Source organism: Pantoea sp. Cr_R13, from assembly GCF_029222565.1.
Lineage (GTDB): Bacteria > Pseudomonadota > Gammaproteobacteria > Enterobacterales > Enterobacteriaceae > Pantoea > Pantoea eucalypti.
In genome coordinates, this window is the sequence record NZ_JARHXL010000013.1 from 58,543 (window position 1) to 75,537 (window position 16,995).

General features: G+C 54.2%; 14 protein-coding genes, 6 tRNA genes and 1 other RNA gene. 9 read left to right on the forward strand and 12 right to left on the reverse strand.

The features are described from left to right. The first annotated feature begins 51 nt into the window (after window positions 1-51). On the forward strand, window positions 52-2,070 hold the full coding sequence (ligA, locus tag P2R09_RS08080) for an NAD-dependent DNA ligase LigA (protein ID WP_275768652.1): 2,019 nt from the start codon (window positions 52-54) through the stop codon (window positions 2,068-2,070). A gap of 1 nt (window position 2,071) precedes the next feature. Beyond that, complete coding sequence (locus P2R09_RS08085; RefSeq protein ID WP_275768654.1) at window positions 2,072-2,290, forward strand: DUF3820 family protein; 219 nt, start codon at window positions 2,072-2,074, stop codon at window positions 2,288-2,290. A gap of 27 nt (window positions 2,291-2,317) precedes the next feature. Here the strand turns inward: P2R09_RS08085 and P2R09_RS08090 are convergent, their stop codons facing one another. Then, a complete protein-coding gene (locus P2R09_RS08090; RefSeq protein WP_003848880.1) occupies window positions 2,318-3,334 on the reverse strand; it encodes a bile acid:sodium symporter family protein in 1,017 nt (338 codons plus the stop codon). Between the two features lie 95 nt (window positions 3,335-3,429). Here P2R09_RS08090 and P2R09_RS08095 point away from each other — a divergent pair, with 95 nt between their 5' ends. Beyond that, window positions 3,430-4,350, forward strand: a complete 921-nt coding sequence (locus tag P2R09_RS08095) for a LysR family transcriptional regulator (RefSeq protein WP_275768656.1) — start codon at window positions 3,430-3,432, stop codon at window positions 4,348-4,350. On the opposite strand, the gene P2R09_RS08100 is transcribed toward P2R09_RS08095, so the two are convergent. The 6 genes from P2R09_RS08100 to P2R09_RS08125 form a co-directional block, all read right to left on the reverse strand. Then, the gene (locus P2R09_RS08100; protein ID WP_275770647.1) at window positions 4,347-4,685 is read right to left on the reverse strand and encodes a FlxA-like family protein; all 339 of its coding nucleotides are present in this window, start codon (window positions 4,683-4,685) and stop codon (window positions 4,347-4,349) included. The genes P2R09_RS08095 and P2R09_RS08100 overlap by 4 nt on opposite strands. Before the next feature lie 447 nt (window positions 4,686-5,132). Next, window positions 5,133-5,265, reverse strand: a non-coding RNA gene (locus P2R09_RS08105) — RtT sRNA. Window positions 5,266-5,308: 43 nt separating this feature from the next. Continuing rightward, a tRNA-Lys gene (locus P2R09_RS08110) sits at window positions 5,309-5,384 on the reverse strand. Between the two features lie 4 nt (window positions 5,385-5,388). Continuing rightward, a tRNA-Val gene (locus P2R09_RS08115) sits at window positions 5,389-5,464 on the reverse strand. 36 nt (window positions 5,465-5,500) lie between these two features. Beyond that, window positions 5,501-5,576: transfer RNA gene (locus P2R09_RS08120), tRNA-Val, on the reverse strand. Between the two features lie 41 nt (window positions 5,577-5,617). Continuing rightward, window positions 5,618-5,693 (reverse strand) — tRNA-Val (locus P2R09_RS08125). A 271-nt stretch (window positions 5,694-5,964) separates the two neighbouring features. Between P2R09_RS08125 and gltX the strand changes: the two genes are divergently transcribed. Next, window positions 5,965-7,380, forward strand: a complete 1,416-nt coding sequence (gene gltX / locus P2R09_RS08130) for a glutamate--tRNA ligase (protein WP_275768657.1) — start codon at window positions 5,965-5,967, stop codon at window positions 7,378-7,380. Window positions 7,381-7,415: 35 nt separating this feature from the next. On the opposite strand, the gene P2R09_RS08135 is transcribed toward gltX, so the two are convergent. Then, window positions 7,416-7,769: a YfeC-like transcriptional regulator gene (locus P2R09_RS08135; protein ID WP_003848889.1), complete on the reverse strand. Its 354-nt coding sequence runs from the start codon at window positions 7,767-7,769 to the stop codon at window positions 7,416-7,418. 111 nt (window positions 7,770-7,880) lie between these two features. Further along, window positions 7,881-8,669, reverse strand: a complete 789-nt coding sequence (locus P2R09_RS08140) for a formate/nitrite transporter family protein (protein ID WP_003848892.1) — start codon at window positions 8,667-8,669, stop codon at window positions 7,881-7,883. Window positions 8,670-9,028: 359 nt separating this feature from the next. On the opposite strand from P2R09_RS08140, the gene P2R09_RS08145 reads away from it, so the two are divergent. Both P2R09_RS08145 and P2R09_RS08150 read left to right on the forward strand, forming a co-directional pair. Continuing rightward, window positions 9,029-9,104 (forward strand) — tRNA-Ala (locus P2R09_RS08145). A 45-nt stretch (window positions 9,105-9,149) separates the two neighbouring features. After that, window positions 9,150-9,225: transfer RNA gene (locus P2R09_RS08150), tRNA-Ala, on the forward strand. A 314-nt stretch (window positions 9,226-9,539) separates the two neighbouring features. Here the strand turns inward: P2R09_RS08150 and P2R09_RS08155 are convergent. Beyond that, window positions 9,540-10,730, reverse strand: a complete 1,191-nt coding sequence (locus P2R09_RS08155; protein ID WP_003848895.1) for a NupC/NupG family nucleoside CNT transporter — start codon at window positions 10,728-10,730, stop codon at window positions 9,540-9,542. A 369-nt stretch (window positions 10,731-11,099) separates the two neighbouring features. Between P2R09_RS08155 and P2R09_RS08160 the strand changes: the two genes are divergently transcribed. Beyond that, window positions 11,100-12,341 carry an Nramp family divalent metal transporter gene (locus P2R09_RS08160; RefSeq protein WP_275768660.1) on the forward strand — a complete coding sequence of 414 codons (1,242 nt, stop codon included), beginning with the start codon at window positions 11,100-11,102 and terminating at the stop codon, window positions 12,339-12,341. Between the two features lie 46 nt (window positions 12,342-12,387). Here P2R09_RS08160 and P2R09_RS08165 read toward each other — a convergent pair whose 3' ends face one another. Beyond that, window positions 12,388-12,807 (reverse strand): DUF2502 domain-containing protein, encoded by a 420-nt coding sequence (locus P2R09_RS08165; RefSeq protein ID WP_140033165.1) that lies wholly within the window; start codon window positions 12,805-12,807, stop codon window positions 12,388-12,390. Window positions 12,808-12,978: 171 nt separating this feature from the next. Further along, entirely contained in the window at window positions 12,979-13,968 is a 990-nt protein-coding gene (gene mgrA / locus P2R09_RS08170; RefSeq protein WP_275768663.1) for an L-glyceraldehyde 3-phosphate reductase, read from the reverse strand. Between the two features lie 219 nt (window positions 13,969-14,187). On the opposite strand from mgrA, the gene ipdC reads away from it, so the two are divergent. Both ipdC and glk read left to right on the forward strand, forming a co-directional pair. Continuing rightward, window positions 14,188-15,840 (forward strand): indolepyruvate decarboxylase, encoded by a 1,653-nt coding sequence (gene ipdC / locus P2R09_RS08175; protein WP_275768665.1) that lies wholly within the window; start codon window positions 14,188-14,190, stop codon window positions 15,838-15,840. 160 nt (window positions 15,841-16,000) lie between these two features. Then, the gene (gene glk, locus P2R09_RS08180; protein WP_275768667.1) at window positions 16,001-16,966 is read left to right on the forward strand and encodes a glucokinase; all 966 of its coding nucleotides are present in this window, start codon (window positions 16,001-16,003) and stop codon (window positions 16,964-16,966) included. Window positions 16,967-16,995: the final 29 nt, after the last annotated feature.

Consider the following 16,995-nt stretch of genomic DNA (forward strand, 5'->3'; position numbering starts at 1 on the left):
TTGTTAAAACAAACCCCCGCCTGTCGGGGGTTTTTTATCTGATGGGGCTTTATGAAATCCGTCCAGGATCACATCACCGAACTGCGCACCACGCTGCGCCATCACGAATATCTCTACCACGTCATGGATGCGCCGGAAGTGCCGGATGCTGAATACGATCGCCTGATGCGTGAACTGCGTCAGCTGGAAGAGGAACATCCCGATCTCATTACACCGGATTCGCCAACCCAGCGTGTGGGTGCTGCGCCGCTGACGGTATTTGAGCAGGTTCGCCATGAAGTGCCGATGCTGTCGCTGGACAACGCGTTTGATGAAGCCACATTTATGGCTTTCAACAAGCGGGTACAGGATCGGTTGAAAAACAGTGAGGACATTACTTACTGCTGTGAACTCAAGCTCGATGGCGCTGCGGTCAGCCTGATGTATGAAAATGGCCTGCTGGTTCAGGCCGCGACGCGCGGTGACGGCACGACCGGCGAGAACATAACCGCCAACGTCCGTACCATTCGCGCTATCCCGCTGCGGTTAAAGGGCGACAACATCCCGGCCCGGCTGGAAGTGCGCGGCGAGGTGTTTATGACGCAGCGCGGCTTCGAAAAGCTGAATGAAGAAGCGCGTCGGACAGACGGCAAAGTTTTTGCTAACCCGCGTAATGCAGCAGCAGGTTCCCTGCGTCAGCTTGATCCGCGCATTACCGCCAAACGTCCGCTGACCTTTTTCTGCTACGGTTTTGGCCTGCTGGAAGGCGGTGAGATGCCACACAGCCACATGGAGCGCCTGCAACAGTTTAAAGCCTGGGGCCTGCCGGTCAGCGACCGCATTAAGCGGGTGCATAATGCGGAGGAAGCCCTGGCGTTCTATCGGGAAATTGAGCAACAGCGTCCAAACCTGGGGTTTGATATCGATGGTGTCGTGATCAAAGTCGATTCACAGGCGCTGCAGGAGCAGCTGGGCTTTGTGGCGCGAGCGCCGCGCTGGGCGATTGCTTTTAAGTTCCCGGCACAGGAACAGCTAACCTGGGTGCGGGACGTCGAATTTCAGGTTGGCCGCACAGGCGCTATCACGCCAGTGGCTCGCCTGGAGCCGGTGCAGGTCGCAGGCGTTATCGTCAGCAATGCCACACTGCATAATGCAGACGAAATCGAACGGCTGGGTTTACGCATCGGTGATCGAGTTGTGATTCGCCGCGCTGGCGATGTGATTCCGCAGGTCGTCAATGTGGTTATCGCGGAGCGGCCTGAAGAGACGCGTGAGGTGGTGTTTCCTGCCCATTGTCCGGTCTGCGGTTCTGAGGTTGAACGGGTTGAAGGTGAATCAGTCACGCGCTGCACTGGCGGCTTGATCTGCGGCGCACAGCGCAAAGAGGCACTGAAGCATTTTGTCTCACGTCGGGCGCTGGATGTGGATGGCATGGGCGATAAGATTATCGACCAGCTGGTGGAGAAAGAGTACGTCAATACACCAGCCGATCTGTTCCGTCTCACGGCGGGCAAGCTGACCGGACTGGATCGCATGGGGCCGAAATCGGCGCAAAACGTTGTTGATGCGCTGGAGAAAGCGAAGTCGACGACGCTGGCACGTTTCCTCTATGCGCTGGGCATTCGTGAAGTGGGTGAAGCTACCGCCGCTAATCTGGCTAACCATTTTGGTGAGCTGCAGAAGGTGATGGATGCCGATCTTGAGGCGCTCATTGCAGTACCGGATGTGGGCAAAGTTGTTGCCACACACGTTCGCAACTTCATGGAAGAGGAGAGCAACCGTGAGGTTATCCGTCAGCTGACCGAAGAGATTGGTGTTAACTGGCCGCAGGTGGTGGTAGTGAAAGCCGAAGAGATCGACAGTCCGTTCGCGGGGAAAACGGTGGTGCTGACCGGCTCGCTGTCGCAGATGAACCGTGATGATGCCAAAGCGCAGCTCGTCGCGCTGGGCGCAAAAGTCAGCGGCAGCGTATCGAAGAAAACCGATCTGCTGATTGCCGGAGAAGCTGCCGGTTCCAAGCTGGCGAAAGCCCAGGAACTGGGTATAGAGGTGATTGATGAAGCGGAAATGATTCGCCTGCTGGGGGCCTGAGATGGATGAACATCAGCTGGTGGCGATAGCCGATACGCCGATGCCGTTTGGGAAATATAAAGGGCGGATGCTGATCGATCTGCCTGAGCCTTATCTGCTGTGGTTTGCCCGCAGTGGCGACTTTCCGTCGGGGCTGTTAGGGGATTTGATGCAATTGACTCTGACAATAAAAATTGAAGGTCTGGAGGGATTAGTTAAACCGCTCCAGACCCGCAAGTAGCAGTGCCCGCGCAGGCGGGCACCTGTTCTACTTCTGTGACTCCATCACCGAATCTTTAACCTTCAGCGTCTGCTGTTGCTGTTTCTCATTGGTCTTCTTATAACGGCCAGCAATAAACGAGCAGACCATCAGCTGAACCTGATGGAAAATCATCAGCGGCAGCACGATAATCCCCACGGTGCTGGCCGGGAACAGAATATTCGCCATGGGCACCCCGTTCGCCAGACTCTTCTTCGAGCCACAAAACAGCACCACAATCTCGTCGGCACGTTTAAAGCGGAACAGGCGCGAGGCCAGCAGGTTGATAATCAGCACGGCGGTCAGCAGGATGATTGAACCTGCCACAATCCACAACAGCGTAGTCAAGCCAACGCGATGCCAGATGCCATTCACCACGGCTTCACTGAAGGCGGAATAAACGACCAGCAAAATCGAGGTCTGGTCAGTTTTGCCAATCAGGCTACGGTGTTTCTCAACCCAGCCACCGATCCAGCGACGAGAGAGGTGGCCGAGAATGAAAGGCACCATGAGTTGCAGCATAATTTTACCGATCTGCTCCAGACCGTCGCTGGGCGCGCTGCTGTGAATATCCATCACCAGGTTCACCAGCAACGGCGAAATAAATACACCCAGCAGGCTTGATGCCGAAGCGCTGCAGACCGCTGCCGCGACATTACCGCCTGCCATAGAGGTAAACGCGATGGCGGACTGAACGGTGGCTGGCAGGATACAGAGGTAGATAAAGCCGGTATAAATTTCCGGACCGACATCAACCGGATGCCACCAGACCAGCAGCAGACCCAGCGCGGGAAACAACACAAAGGTGCTGAACATAATCCACAGATGCAGTTGCCAGTGGCTGCTGCCTGCGATGATTTTTTCACGCGAAAGTTTGGCACCGTGCATAAAGAATAACAGTGCTATCGCTGCCGTCGCGAGGTAGCTGAAGACATCGACGTAGATCCCTTTCGCTGGCAGAAACGACGCCAGCAGTACGGTGATGATGAGTTTGACCATCATCGGATCGAGTTTTAAAAAGCCCATTGTTAAAATCCGGTAAATTTTTCAATAGCGCGATTGTGCGTGAATTGGTTTTAGAAATAAAATTGATTTATTGAATTAATCTATGAGCATAATCGATGAATTACACGCTGCGTCAGCTTCGGACTTTTATTGCAGTGGCACACTACGGTGGTTTCAGTCAGGCGGGGCAGGCGATAGGTCTGAGTCAGTCGGCGGTCAGCCACAGTATCAAAGAGCTGGAAGCGGAAACCGGCGTCCGGCTGCTGGATCGCACCACGCGTGAGGTAATGCTGACCGAGGCAGGTAAACAGCTGGCGTCACGGATGGAGCGCCTGCTGGAGGAGATTCATACGACGCTGCTGGATATCCGCAGTTTTGGGGAGCAGCGCAGCGGCACCGTCAGAGTGGCAGCCAGCCAGACCATCTCTGCGCATCTGATGCCGCAATGTCTGGCTGCCAGTCAGCAGCACTTTCCCGATATCAAAGTGATACTGCACGATCGCGCCCAGCAGTGGGTGCTGCAAAGTGTGCGTAACGCCGAGGTCGACTTCGGGATCGTGATTGGGCCGCTCAGCGATAGTGATTTTGATAGCATCGCGATTCTGGATGAGCCTTTCCTGCTGTTGTGCCGCGATGATGATCCGCTGGCGCAGGTGGAAAGGGCTGAATGGCCGATGCTGGATGGTCGCACCATGGTGTTGCAGGATTACGCGTCCGGCAGTCGGGTACTGATTGATGCGGCGATGCAGCAGCAGAACATCAGAGCGCAAGTGGTGCAGGAGATAGGCCATCCCGCTACGCTGTTTCCGATGGTAGAAGTGGGGATCGGCATCAGTATTCTGCCCGCGCTGGCCTTACCGTTACCGGCCGATCGTGACCTTAGGGTGCGTCGTCTTTATCCGGAAATTAATCGCAGCCTGACGCTGATCAAACGTAAAAACCGCTCGCTGACGCCTGCTGCCGAAGCGATCTGGCAGGAGGTGCGCCAGCAGGCAGCGCTGCTGGCGCAACAACGCGAAGCCAGCCCCGCGTTTTAGATATAGACGTCCACTTTATTGGTGTCGGTAGGGCGGTTAATGCCGTCTGCTTTGTTCTCACTGACAGGCGTGCTGTCACTTTTTGGCTGATCCTGCTCCGCCTGCTTCTGCTCCAGCTGCGCAATCTGTGCCTGCAGCATGGTGAGCTGCGACTGGTACATTTGCTGCATTTCAGCTTTCTGTTCGTCAGTCAGCTCTTTGTTGTCGGCCAGCTCTTTGACCTGCGTTAAGACATTCTGAATCTGTTTATTCAGGGCTGCGACCTGAGAGGCAACACTGCCGCCGCTGTCACCGCTACTGACCGCACTGCTTAAAATTCCGGAAATTGAAGACATCATTTTCTCCCTGTAAGTCGTCACATACGTTATCGGCACGCAGTGAAACGACTTTAGCGCGGAGATTGTTAAGGTTGCGAAAAGCCGGAGAGGTTAGCTCCGTGTAGCAGGAACAAGCAGACACCAAAAAAGCTTACAGACTGCAAACAAGTTCAAAGCGATGGGAACGCAGGCCTGTAGCAAAGCATCGCGGGACATGGACAAAAACGCCGGGAGCGTTTTTGAACAACGCAAAGCGTTGGCCCGTTTACGGGCGCACCTCAGGGATGAGGTGCGTAATGTGCCGCGCTGAGCCTGCCATGGATGGCGATTTTGCGTCTTTGCGAAAGGCCTGCGCTCCCTGAGCCAGCGCGTTTTTTTAGAGCTTGAGGTCACTGGAAAGAGAGGAAGCCAACCTTGGGTTACGACAGAAACGAAAAAAGTGCCTAAAGGCGCTTTATTCTGAATGGGTGGGTCGTGCAGGATAGCCTCGGCCCATCGTGGGCCTCGCCCTCCGGGTGATGCTAACGCATCAGCCTGAATCGCCAGCGATTCAGTCGAACCTGCAGCAGGTTCTCATCCCGCACGGTCACGTCCGTGCCCCGGAAACGAAAAAAGCGCCTAAAAGGCGCTTTATTCTGAATTGGTGGGTCGTGCAGGATTCGAACCTGCGACCAATTGATTAAAAGTCAACTGCTCTACCAACTGAGCTAACGACCCGAAGTGGTGGGTGATGACGGGTTCGAACCGCCGACCCCCTCCTTGTAAGGGAGATGCTCTACCAACTGAGCTAATCACCCACTTCGTACTTCAGTACTGCTTTAACAGGTCAGATATGGTGGGTGATGACGGGTTCGAACCGCCGACCCCCTCCTTGTAAGGGAGATGCTCTACCAACTGAGCTAATCACCCATATCATCATACCTGTTCACTGCGGGCCACGCTGTTAAGAGTGGTGGGTGATGACGGGTTCGAACCGCCGACCCCCTCCTTGTAAGGGAGATGCTCTACCAACTGAGCTAATCACCCCCGCTGTGTGGAGTCGCATTATAGGGATAGTTGATTTTGAGTCAACGCTTTTTAAAACATAAATGTGCGTTCGGTTTATTTTTAAACATCCTGTTGCGCTTTTAGCCAATGTGCTGGTTTTACTGGCAGAAAAGTCCCTTTTCCCGGGACGCAACCGGCGGGCATGCATTGAGGATTCACCGTCAGATGCTAGAATATGCCCACTGTTTTTCGCGTCTAACCTGTTTTTTGTCATCCAGACAAAGAACCCGCGCATCTAAGGCAATACTCAATGAAAATCAAAACACGCTTCGCGCCAAGCCCAACCGGCTATCTGCATGTCGGTGGCGCACGTACCGCACTTTACTCCTGGCTCTTTGCCCGTCACAACCAGGGCGAGTTCGTGCTGCGCATTGAAGATACCGATCTGGAGCGATCCACGCCGGAAGCTATTGAAGCCATCATGGATGGTATGAACTGGCTGAGCCTCGACTGGAATGAAGGCCCTTACTACCAGACTAAACGTTTTGATCGCTATAACGCGGTCATTGATGACATGCTGGAAGCCGGAACCGCTTATAAATGCTACTGCTCTAAAGAACGCCTGGAAGCGCTGCGCGAAGAACAGATGGCGAACAACGAAAAGCCGCGTTATGACGGCCACTGCCGTGACAGCCATGAACATCATGCCGATGATGAACCATGCGTGGTGCGTTTCCGCAATCCGCAGGAAGGTTCGGTCATCTTTGACGATCAGATTCGTGGACCGATCGAGTTCAGTAACCAGGAACTGGATGATCTGATCATCCGCCGCACCGATGGTTCGCCAACCTATAACTTCTGCGTTGTTGTCGATGACTGGGATATGGGTATCACCCATGTTATTCGTGGTGAAGACCACATCAATAACACACCACGTCAGATCAACATCCTCAAAGCGATTGGTGCGCAGGTTCCGGTCTACGCTCACGTTTCCATGATTCTGGGCGATGATGGCAAAAAACTCTCCAAGCGTCATGGCGCAGTAGGGGTGATGCAGTATCGTGATGACGGCTACCTGCCGGAAGCGCTGCTCAACTACCTGGTTCGTCTGGGCTGGTCACATGGCGATCAGGAAATTTTCAGCGTGGCTGAAATGGCTGAGCTGTTTACTCTGGATGCCGTCAGTAAGTCTGCCAGTGCGTTCAACACTGAGAAACTGCAGTGGCTGAACCACCACTATATTAATACGCTGCCGCCAGAATATGTGGCGACACATCTGCAGTGGCATATTGAAGAGCAGAAAATTGATACTCGCACCGGACCGGAACTGGCGAAGCTGGTGGGTCTGCTGGGCGAGCGTTGCAAAACGCTGAAGGAAATGGCTGCATCCTGCCGCTACTTCTACGAAGACTTCGCAGAGTTCGATGCCGATGCGGCGAAGAAACATCTTCGTCTGGTCGCGCGTCAGCCGCTGGAAGTGGTGCGTGACAAGCTGGCCGCCATCACTGAATGGACTGCTGAAAACGTGCATCAGGCGATTCAGAGCACCGCAGATGAGCTGGAAGTGGGTATGGGTAAAGTCGGCATGCCGCTGCGTGTGGCCGTGACCGGTGCCGGTCAGTCACCGGGTCTGGATGTCACCGTGGAGGCGATTGGCCGCAGCCGCAGCGTGGCCCGTATTGAGCAGGCCCTGGCCTTTATCAGTGAGCGCGAAGCGCAGGCGTAATGAACACAGCCGGAGGCACTACGCTTCCGGTTTTCTTACTCTTCACCAATTCCCAGTCGCTCCAGCACGCCTTTAATCCCTTCACGTAAGATTAATGCAGTGAGTTGATCCTGTTCATCCTGGCTCATTTGCTGGATGGAACTTAACAATAACGCAGGTAATGAATTCGTTACTGCGCCATAGGTGGCTGTGGGTTCATTAAGGTTGCGGGTGGATTGAATAAAACTTTTTACGCGTTCATCAATATGAATAAGACGTGCCTTGCCGCCCTGAACTCCAGGCTTCGGCGTGGTTGTCCAGTTCTCCCGCTTGATCCACTTATTCACCGTTTGCCGACTGTAACCCGTTTCTGCAGCCAGCTCTTCGGGGGTAAGCCATTCCTTTTTCACGACACTGTCCCTGTTAAATACATTAGCGGTACATATTACAGCAAAAAGTAACGGTGAAAAGTAATGGAGGCTGAAATTGCCTTTTGTCTGATGACAAAAGGCAAAACAGAATTACTGAGGATTACTGGCAGGTTCGGCAGCAGGACGGAATGCCAGGAAATAGGCCAGACCAACGAAGACGGCTCCTCCTACGGCATTGCCCAGGAAGACGGCGACAAAGTTAGGGAAGTACTCTGCCCAGCTCATCTGACCGGCAAAAATGGCGGCCGGAATAATAAACATGTTAGCGACAACGTGCTGGAAGCCAATGGCAACAAACGCCATCACCGGGAACCACATGCCGAAGATTTTGCCAACCATATCTTTACTGGCAAATGCCAGCCACACAGCCAGACACACCAGCCAGTTACAGCCAATGCCTGAAATAAAGGAATGCAGGAAATCGGCATGAACCTTGGCAGAGGCGATAGCCACGGTCTTCTTCAGGTAGTCACCTTCGGTCATGCCCAGCATATGGCCAAAGAACCATGCAACAGCCACGCTGCCGATAAAGTTCGCCAGGGTCACCCAGAACCAGTTACGCGCTACGCTCATAAAGCTGATGCGGCGGGCGAACCAGGCCACGGGTAACGTCATCATATTGCCGGTCAGCAGCTCGCCACCCGCCAGCACGGTCATAATGATACCCACAGGGAAGACTGCGGCACCTAACAGGCCACCGAAAGAGCCCCATTCAGCAGGCAGGGAGTTAATGACGTGAAGATCCAACAGGAAGCCGGTCGCAATAAATGCACCCGCCATAAAGCCAAGAATCAGAAGGATGCTGACAGGCGCACGACTTTTAGCCACGCCAGACTGGATCGCCAGTTGTGCGATTTCTTTAGGTGTATGCAGCGACATAGTATCTCAATAGTTTTTTTATGATTAATGGGACGATAACGCCTGGTGGACGCGCGGCGCGCGGGAGAGGGTCCCGGTGGCCACTAAATTAGCGGGCTAAGTTTTGCATGCGAAAAAGACGAAGACAAGAAAATTCCTATAACATATTTAACCGTGAATTAACCTGATGGCAGCGGGTATAACAGTTAAAAAACGGTACTGCATGACCAGACATGATTTTTATCTGCAGCATGCTGCTGAAACTCCGCAGGTTGCCGCCTTTTTCAGCGATCAAACAGAGAATGTCATTTTGCCGTTGACACCCTGGAGGCGGTTTCATATTATGCCGTCCGTCGCTTAACGCGACAGTTTTTCGGTTCGGGGCTATAGCTCAGCTGGGAGAGCGCCTGCATGGCATGCAGGAGGTCAGCGGTTCGATCCCGCTTAGCTCCACCAAACTTTTTCCCAAAAGTTTGGCACTGAAAAAACGATTCCAGATGTGGGGGTATAGCTCAGCTGGGAGAGCGCTTGCATGGCATGCAAGAGGTCAGCGGTTCGATCCCGCTTATCTCCACCATTTTCTGACAACGTCGTTGTCAATGTTGTCAAAATCCTTTCTGATTTATCTTTCATTCGCCTTTCTGCGAATCTAACACTATTGCTTTGCAAATCAGCTGCTGCGCACGCTTAATGCGTACTTATCCGGCAAGCGCCGCCGTGTTCTGCCCGGATAACGCTGTGCTGCGCCTCGTGCACGCTTTAAATGCAGAATCTGAGTGTATTGTATAAGGGCGGACGTCGCCTGAAGAGGTATTTAGCGGGAAGAAAAGCAGGGATGGCGAAAAACGAAAAGGGCGAGACAGGCTCGCCCTTTGATGTTCAGCACTGCACTTAGAACGCCAGAACCAGACCGGCGATAGCGGCGGAGAGCACGCTGACCAGCGTAGAGCCGTACAGCAGCTTCAGGCCAAAGCGGGAAACCACGTTGCCCTGTTCTTCGTTCAGACCTTTAATCGCACCGGCCACGATGCCGATGGAAGAGAAGTTGGCGAACGACACCAGGAACACGGAAAGAATACCTTCTGAAGTGGGTGACAACTGACCTGCAATTTTCTGCAGATCCATCATGGCAACAAATTCATTCGATACCAGCTTGGTCGCCATAATACTGCCGACCTGCAACGCCTCACCAGACGGCACACCCATCACCCAGGCAAACGGATAGAAGACATAGCCAAGCACGCCCTGGAAGCTGATGCCGAAGATCAGATCAAACAGCGCATTCAGACCTGAAATCAGCGCGATGAAACCAATCAGCATCGCGGCAACGATAATCGCGACCTTAAAACCGGCCAGGATATATTCGCCCAGCATCTCGAAGAAGCTCTGACCTTTATGCAGATCCTGCAACTGCAGATCGTCTTCGTTCTCAACGCGGTAAGGGTTGATCAATGACAGCACGATAAAGGTGCTGAACATGTTGAGCACGAGTGCGGCGACTACATACTTTGGCTGCAGCATGGTCATATAGGCACCGACAATAGACATCGAAACGGTCGACATCGCCGTCGCGGCCATGGTGTACATGCGGCGCTGTGACATCTTGCCCAGGATATCTTTATAGGCAATGAAGTTTTCTGACTGTCCCAGTATCAGAGAACTCACGGCGTTGAAAGATTCCAGTTTTCCCATGCCATTGACTTTCGACAGCACAGTACCGATACCGCGAATAACCCACGGCAGGATACGGAAATGCTGCAGAATACCGATCAGCGCAGAGATAAAGACGATTGGACACAATACGTTGAGGAAGAAGAACGCCAGGCCTTTATCATTCATGTTACCGAAGACAAAGTTTGTTCCCTGGGCCGCATACTTCAGCAGATGATCAAAGAAGCCGGCGAAGCCTTTGACGAAACCCAGTCCCGCTTCTGAGTTCAGGAAGAACCAGGCGAGCACAATTTCAATCACCAGTAGCTGTATAATGTAGCGAATGCGAATGCTTTTACGATCGTGACTGACCAGCAAGGAGAGTATCCCGACCACCACCAGTGCTAAAAGAAATTGCAAAATATGGGACATAGTTGCTCCAAATTTGAGGAGGGTTGTATTTTGTTGCGTATTCTATGTAACGCGTTACTTAAAAACGAGATCTGAACCACATTATAAGTATTCGCTATCGCTATATTTTCCAGAAAAGTTCCAGAGATCACGCCCTGTTTAAAAATCGTTCAACCCAGATAACCACATAATTATTGTCTGAATTTTACACAGAGCGTAAAGTGACACCGTTGCTCACATTTTTAGCACTCACTTCCTTTACTGTAATGTATAGCAATGGCTATACTTTATAGCAGCATCTATTACACCGATAACAATAAACGAATTTCACTTGCACATGCTAACCCCTAAGCTGCCGGGGCAGGCAAATGTTCAGACAGGGTACCGGATATGCTTGAGAGTCGTACCGCCGAGCGCGCTGCTCGCGGAGTCAGAAAAGTCAAACTCGCACTGCTGGGGCCCGCCTTTATCGCCGCTATTGGCTATATCGATCCGGGCAACTTTGCGACCAACATTCAGGCAGGCGCTGCTTACGGCTACAAATTGCTGTGGGTGGTGGTGTGGGCCAATATCATGGCCATGCTGATTCAGCTCATGTCTGCCAAGCTGGGTATCGCCACCGGCAAAAATCTTGCCGAACACATCCGCGATCGCTTTCCCCGGCCTGCCGTCTGGTTTTACTGGGTGCAGGCGGAAATTATCGCGATGGCCACCGATCTGGCGGAGTTTATCGGTGCCGCACTGGGGTTCAAACTGCTGCTCGGCATTTCATTGATGCAGGGCGCGGTGCTGACGGGCATCGCCACCTTCCTGATACTGATGTTACAGAGTCGCGGACAGAAGCCGCTGGAGCTGGTGATTGGTGGACTGCTGTTATTTGTGGCGGCGGCCTATATTGTCGAACTTTTCTTCTCCCAGCCCAATATTAAAGAGCTGGTGGTCGGCATGGCGCTGCCCGCGTTACCGACGTCGGATGCCGTATTCCTGGCCGCCGGCGTGCTTGGGGCGACCATCATGCCGCACGTAATTTATCTGCACTCTGCGCTGACGCAGGGCAAAAGTGAGGACAGTAAAAGTCAGCGTTACTCCTCAACTAAACTGGATGTGGCGATTGCCATGACCATTGCCGGATTTGTAAACCTGGCGATAATGGCAACTGCGGCAGCGGCGTTTCATTTTAGTGGTCACAGCAAAATTGCAGAGCTCGATCAGGCCTATCTGACGCTGCAACCGCTGTTAGGTCAGGCTGCCGCAACGGTATTTGGTCTGAGCCTGGTGGCCGCGGGACTCTCCTCAACAGTGGTCGGTACGCTGGCGGGGCAGGTGGTAATGCAGGGCTTTATCCGTTTCCACATTCCACTTTGGGTGCGTCGAACTGTCACCATGTTGCCCTCGTTTATTGTCATCTGGGCAGGCTGGGACCCAACAAAGGTGCTGGTGATGAGTCAGGTGCTGTTGAGCTTTGGTATCGCGCTGGCGCTGATTCCGCTGCTCTCCTTTACCGGCAACCGCGAGCTGATGGGCGATGATATGGTGAACTCGCGTCTGATGCAGAACACCGGACGACTGATCGTGCTGCTGGTGATTGCGCTGAATCTTTACCTGCTGGTGGGTGAAGCGCTGGGACTGTAAGGGTTTCTGGAAACAAAAAACGCCCGGCTATGCCGGGCGTTTTTTGTTAGTGACGATCGTGGCCATGCGGACCGGGCCCACCGGGTCCGTGGGGCCCAAAACCACGCGGGCCAGGACCTGGACCACGACGGTCATGATGATCCCAGTCGCGATCGCGGCGATACTGATGATCCCAGCGGCGCTCGCGGTCGCGCTCCTGCCAGCGGCGTTCACGCTCCCACTGCTGCTGACGACGCCACTCTTCGTGTCGCCACCAGCGGCGTTCGTTGTAGGTATAGCGGTCATTCCACCAGCGGGGTTCACGCCAGCGACCGCCATCCCAGTAATTACCACGATTATCGCGATCGCCCAGATTCAGGGTGACGCCAGGGGCCAGAGAAATAGAGGCACTGGAGGCCTCGGCTGTGTGACAGGCCAGCGGCGAAAACAGCGCCAGCAGGGCAGCAAAAATTAGAGCTCTTTTCATTATATTCTCCTCATCAACAGGCTGATGCTGTTGTGGCGCAGTGATTATGCCTGCGTATTACTGCTGTTACCGCATCATTGTGTCGGAAAATTGTGAGGAAATTGGGGAGAGAAGGGGGATTGAGACTATTCTGGTGAAAAAAACGCCCGACCTGCGCCGGGCGGTGAATGCTTACATCAGAGCCGCGTCAATAGCCGCTAATTCGGTGTCGCTGAACTGACGACGGGCGAGCATGGCCACCGCGTCATCAATCTGCGCCGTTTTACTGGCCCCAATCAGCACTGACGTGACGCGATCATCACGCAACACCCACGCCAGCGCCATCTGCGCCAGTTTCTGCTCACGTTGCTGTGCGATGACATTCAGTCTGCGAACTTTTTCCATCTTCTCTTCGGTCAGCTGGCTTTCGCTCAGGAATTTGCTGCCGCTGGCCGCACGCGAATCTTCCGGAATGCCCTGCAGATAGCGATCGGTGAGCACACCGCCTGCCAGTGGAGAGAAAGCGATACAGCCAACGCCCGCATCGCCCAGCGTCTGAATCAATCCCTGCTCAGGGGTACGTTCAAACATCGAATAACGCGGCTGGTGAATCAGGCAGGGAGTGCCGAGATCGCGCAGGATAGCAATCGCCTGGGCAGCCCGTTCAGCCGGATAGTTAGAAAGAGCTACGTAAAGCGCTTTGCCCTGGCGCACCACATGATCGAGCGCGCGCATCGTCTCTTCCAGCGGGGTTTCCGGATCGGGACGGTGGTGATAGAAAATATCGACATATTCCAGCCCCATGCGTTTAAGGCTTTGATCCAGACTAGCAATCAGATATTTACGCGACCCCCAGTCTCCATAAGGCCCCTGCCACATGGTATAGCCCGCTTTGGTGGAGATAATCAGCTCATCACGATGGGCACGAAAATCTTCCCGCAGAATACGACCAAAATTCTCTTCCGCCGAGCCCGGAGGCGGGCCGTAGTTATTCGCTAAGTCGAAGTGGGTGATGCCGAGGTTAAATGCATGACGTAGCAGCTCACGGCTATTATCGACCCGCGTGCTGTCACCAAAGTTGTGCCAAAGTCCCAGCGAAATTGCAGGCAGTTTGATGCCGCTGCGGCCGCTGCGGCGATATTCCATCTGTTGATAGCGATCGGGATGGGGGAAAGAGGACATTTAGCGCTCCTGAGCAAAAACGGGAATATGTGCCAAAAGTCTATCAGTGTATACGGTTACACTTAGTGACAGCGCGCAGCAGTTCGCGATTTTACAGAATATTCCGCCAGCGTAACGTCGTCTTGCCAGGCATTGCGGCTGGTTAAAATAGCCACTCTCCTCGCTAATTTCACCCTCTGTCAGATACTTAACCCGACTCTTCCCTGAAAGGAACGCGCAATGTCCACATTCACTGTCGGAGATTACCTGCTGACCCGTCTGCAGGAGATTGGTATCAAGCATCTGTTTGGTGTGCCGGGCGACTACAACCTGCAATTCCTGGATCGCGTTATCGCCCATCCTGAAATCAGCTGGGTGGGCTGCGCCAATGAACTCAACGCAGCCTATGCGGCGGACGGTTATGCGCGCTGTAACGGCGCGGGGGCACTGTTAACGACGTTTGGTGTTGGCGAGCTCAGCGCAATTAATGGCACGGCGGGCAGTTATGCTGAGTATCTGCCGGTGATTCATATTGTGGGTGCGCCAGCCACGCAGGCGCAGTTGCAGGGTGACTGCGTGCATCACTCGCTGGGCGATGGTGATTTCCAGCATTTTATTCGCATGGCTGCCGAAGTCAGTGTGGCAACGGCACTGCTGACTGCCGACAATGCCACGGCTGAGATTGATCGGGTAATTATCAGTGCGCTGCAGGCCCGTCGTCCCGGCTATCTGTCGCTGGCGGTGGACGTGGCAGCCATGGCTGTACAGCCACCTGCACAGCCGCTGAACACCCATCAGCCCTCACCGGCTGACGCACGTCGCGCTTTCAGGGCCGCGGCAGAACGTTTACTGGCACCGGCACAGCGTGTTTCACTGCTGGCAGATTTTCTGGCGCTGCGCTGGCAGCAGCAGTCTGCGCTGGCCGCGCTGCGCGAACAGAGCGCGATTCCCTGCGCCAGTCTGCTGATGGGCAAAGGCGTACTGGATGAGCAGCAGCCAGGTTACGTCGGTACCTATGCCGGCGCGGCCAGTGCAGGGCAGGTATGTGAACAGATTGAACAGGTGGATGCAGCAATTTGCGTCGGTGTCCGTTTTACCGACACCATTACGGCAGGTTTTACACAGCAGTTTGCCACCAAGCGACTGATCGATCTGCAGCCCTTCAATGCCAGCGTGGGTAATGAACGTTTTGCGCCGTTGTCGATGGCGGATGCGCTCAGTGAACTGCAACCGCTGTTTGAACGTTATGGTCAGCAGTGGCAGCCTGCCGCCGCAATCCCCGCCGCGCAGCTAGCAGAACCCACGGCGGTGATCAGTCAGCACGCCTTCTGGCAGGCCATGCAGGGGTTTCTGCAACCCGGCGACCTGATTCTGGCCGAGCAGGGGACGGCCGCCTTTGGTGCCGCCGCGTTGCGACTGCCCTCGCGGGCACAGCTGGTGGTTCAGCCATTATGGGGATCAATCGGCTATACTCTTCCGGCAGCGTTTGGCGCGCAGACCGCCAACCCTGATCGACGGGCTATCCTGATCATCGGAGACGGTTCGGCGCAACTGACCATTCAGGAGCTGGGGTCGATGTTGCGCGATGGGCAGCGACTGATAATCTTTTTACTGAATAATGACGGCTATACCGTCGAACGGGCGATTCATGGCGCAACACAACGTTACAATGATATCGCCCCGTGGAACTGGACGGCTCTGCCACACGCCCTTAGCCTTCAGGGCCAGGCGCAGAGCTGGCGCATCAGTGAAACCGTGCAGTTAGACGAGGTGATGACGCGACTTGCCGCGCCTCAATGGCTGTCGCTGGTTGAGGTGGTTATGCAGAAAGAAGATTTGCCGCCACTGCTAAGAAAAGTCACCGCCTGCCTGAATCAACGCAACGGAGGCTAAGATTCAGATAGTTGCCGCTGTGCAGGCTGGACTAACGCGGTTAGGCTGTAGCACAACTGAGTAAGACGCTCACCAATCGCACCGGTGAGCGTTGTTGTTTTATGGGCAGAATTTTATAGTGTCCTCCAACTCTTAAGACCCCAAGCGGAGCAACAGAAGAATGACAACCTATGCCTTGGTCGGCGATGTCGGCGGTACTAACGCGCGCCTCGCCCTGTGTGAGGTGGAAAGCGGCAGCATCACCCAGGCCAAAACATTCTCAACATCAGAATACGACAGCCTCGAAGCCGTCATCCGCCACTATCTTGATGAACAACAGCAGGACGTTAAAGATGGCTGTATTGCTATCGCCTGCCCGATTACCGATGACTGGGTTGAAATGACCAACCATGACTGGGCGTTTTCTACGCGCAAGCTCAAAGAGAACATCGGTTTTGAACACCTGGAAATCATTAACGATTTTACAGCGGTATCCATGGCTATTCCGATGCTGACCGCCGAAAACGTGATTCAGTTTGGCGGCTCAGAGCCGGTCAAAGATAAACCTATCGCCATTTATGGTGCTGGTACCGGCTTAGGCGTCAGCCATCTGGTGCATGTGGACAAGCGCTGGGTGAGCCTGCCAGGTGAGGGCGGTCATGTCGATTTTGCGGCCAACAGCGAAGAAGAAGATCAGATCCTGGAAGTGCTGCGTGAAGAACTGGGCCATGTCTCAGCTGAACGTGTGCTGTCGGGTGCCGGTCTGGTTAATCTCTACCGTGCCATTGTGAAAGTTGACAACCGCGTGCCGGAAAAACTGAAGCCGAAAGATGTCAGTGAACGTGCGCTGGATGACAGTTGTACCGACTGCCGTCGCGCGCTCTCCATGTTCTGCGTCATTATGGGCCGGTTTGGCGGCAATCTGGCGCTGAACCTGGGCACTTTTGGCGGCGTTTATATTGCGGGAGGCATTGTGCCTCGCTTCCTGGAATTCTTTAAGGCGTCCGGTTTCCGTGCGGCTTTTGAAGATAAAGGACGCTTCCGCGACTATGTTGCCAGCATCCCGGTTTACATGATTACGCACGATCAGCCTGGCCTGCTGGGTGCGGGCGCGCATCTGCGTCAGACGCTGGGCCGCGAAATCTGATTCTGCTTTTCTCCGCGCGCACAGCCTTT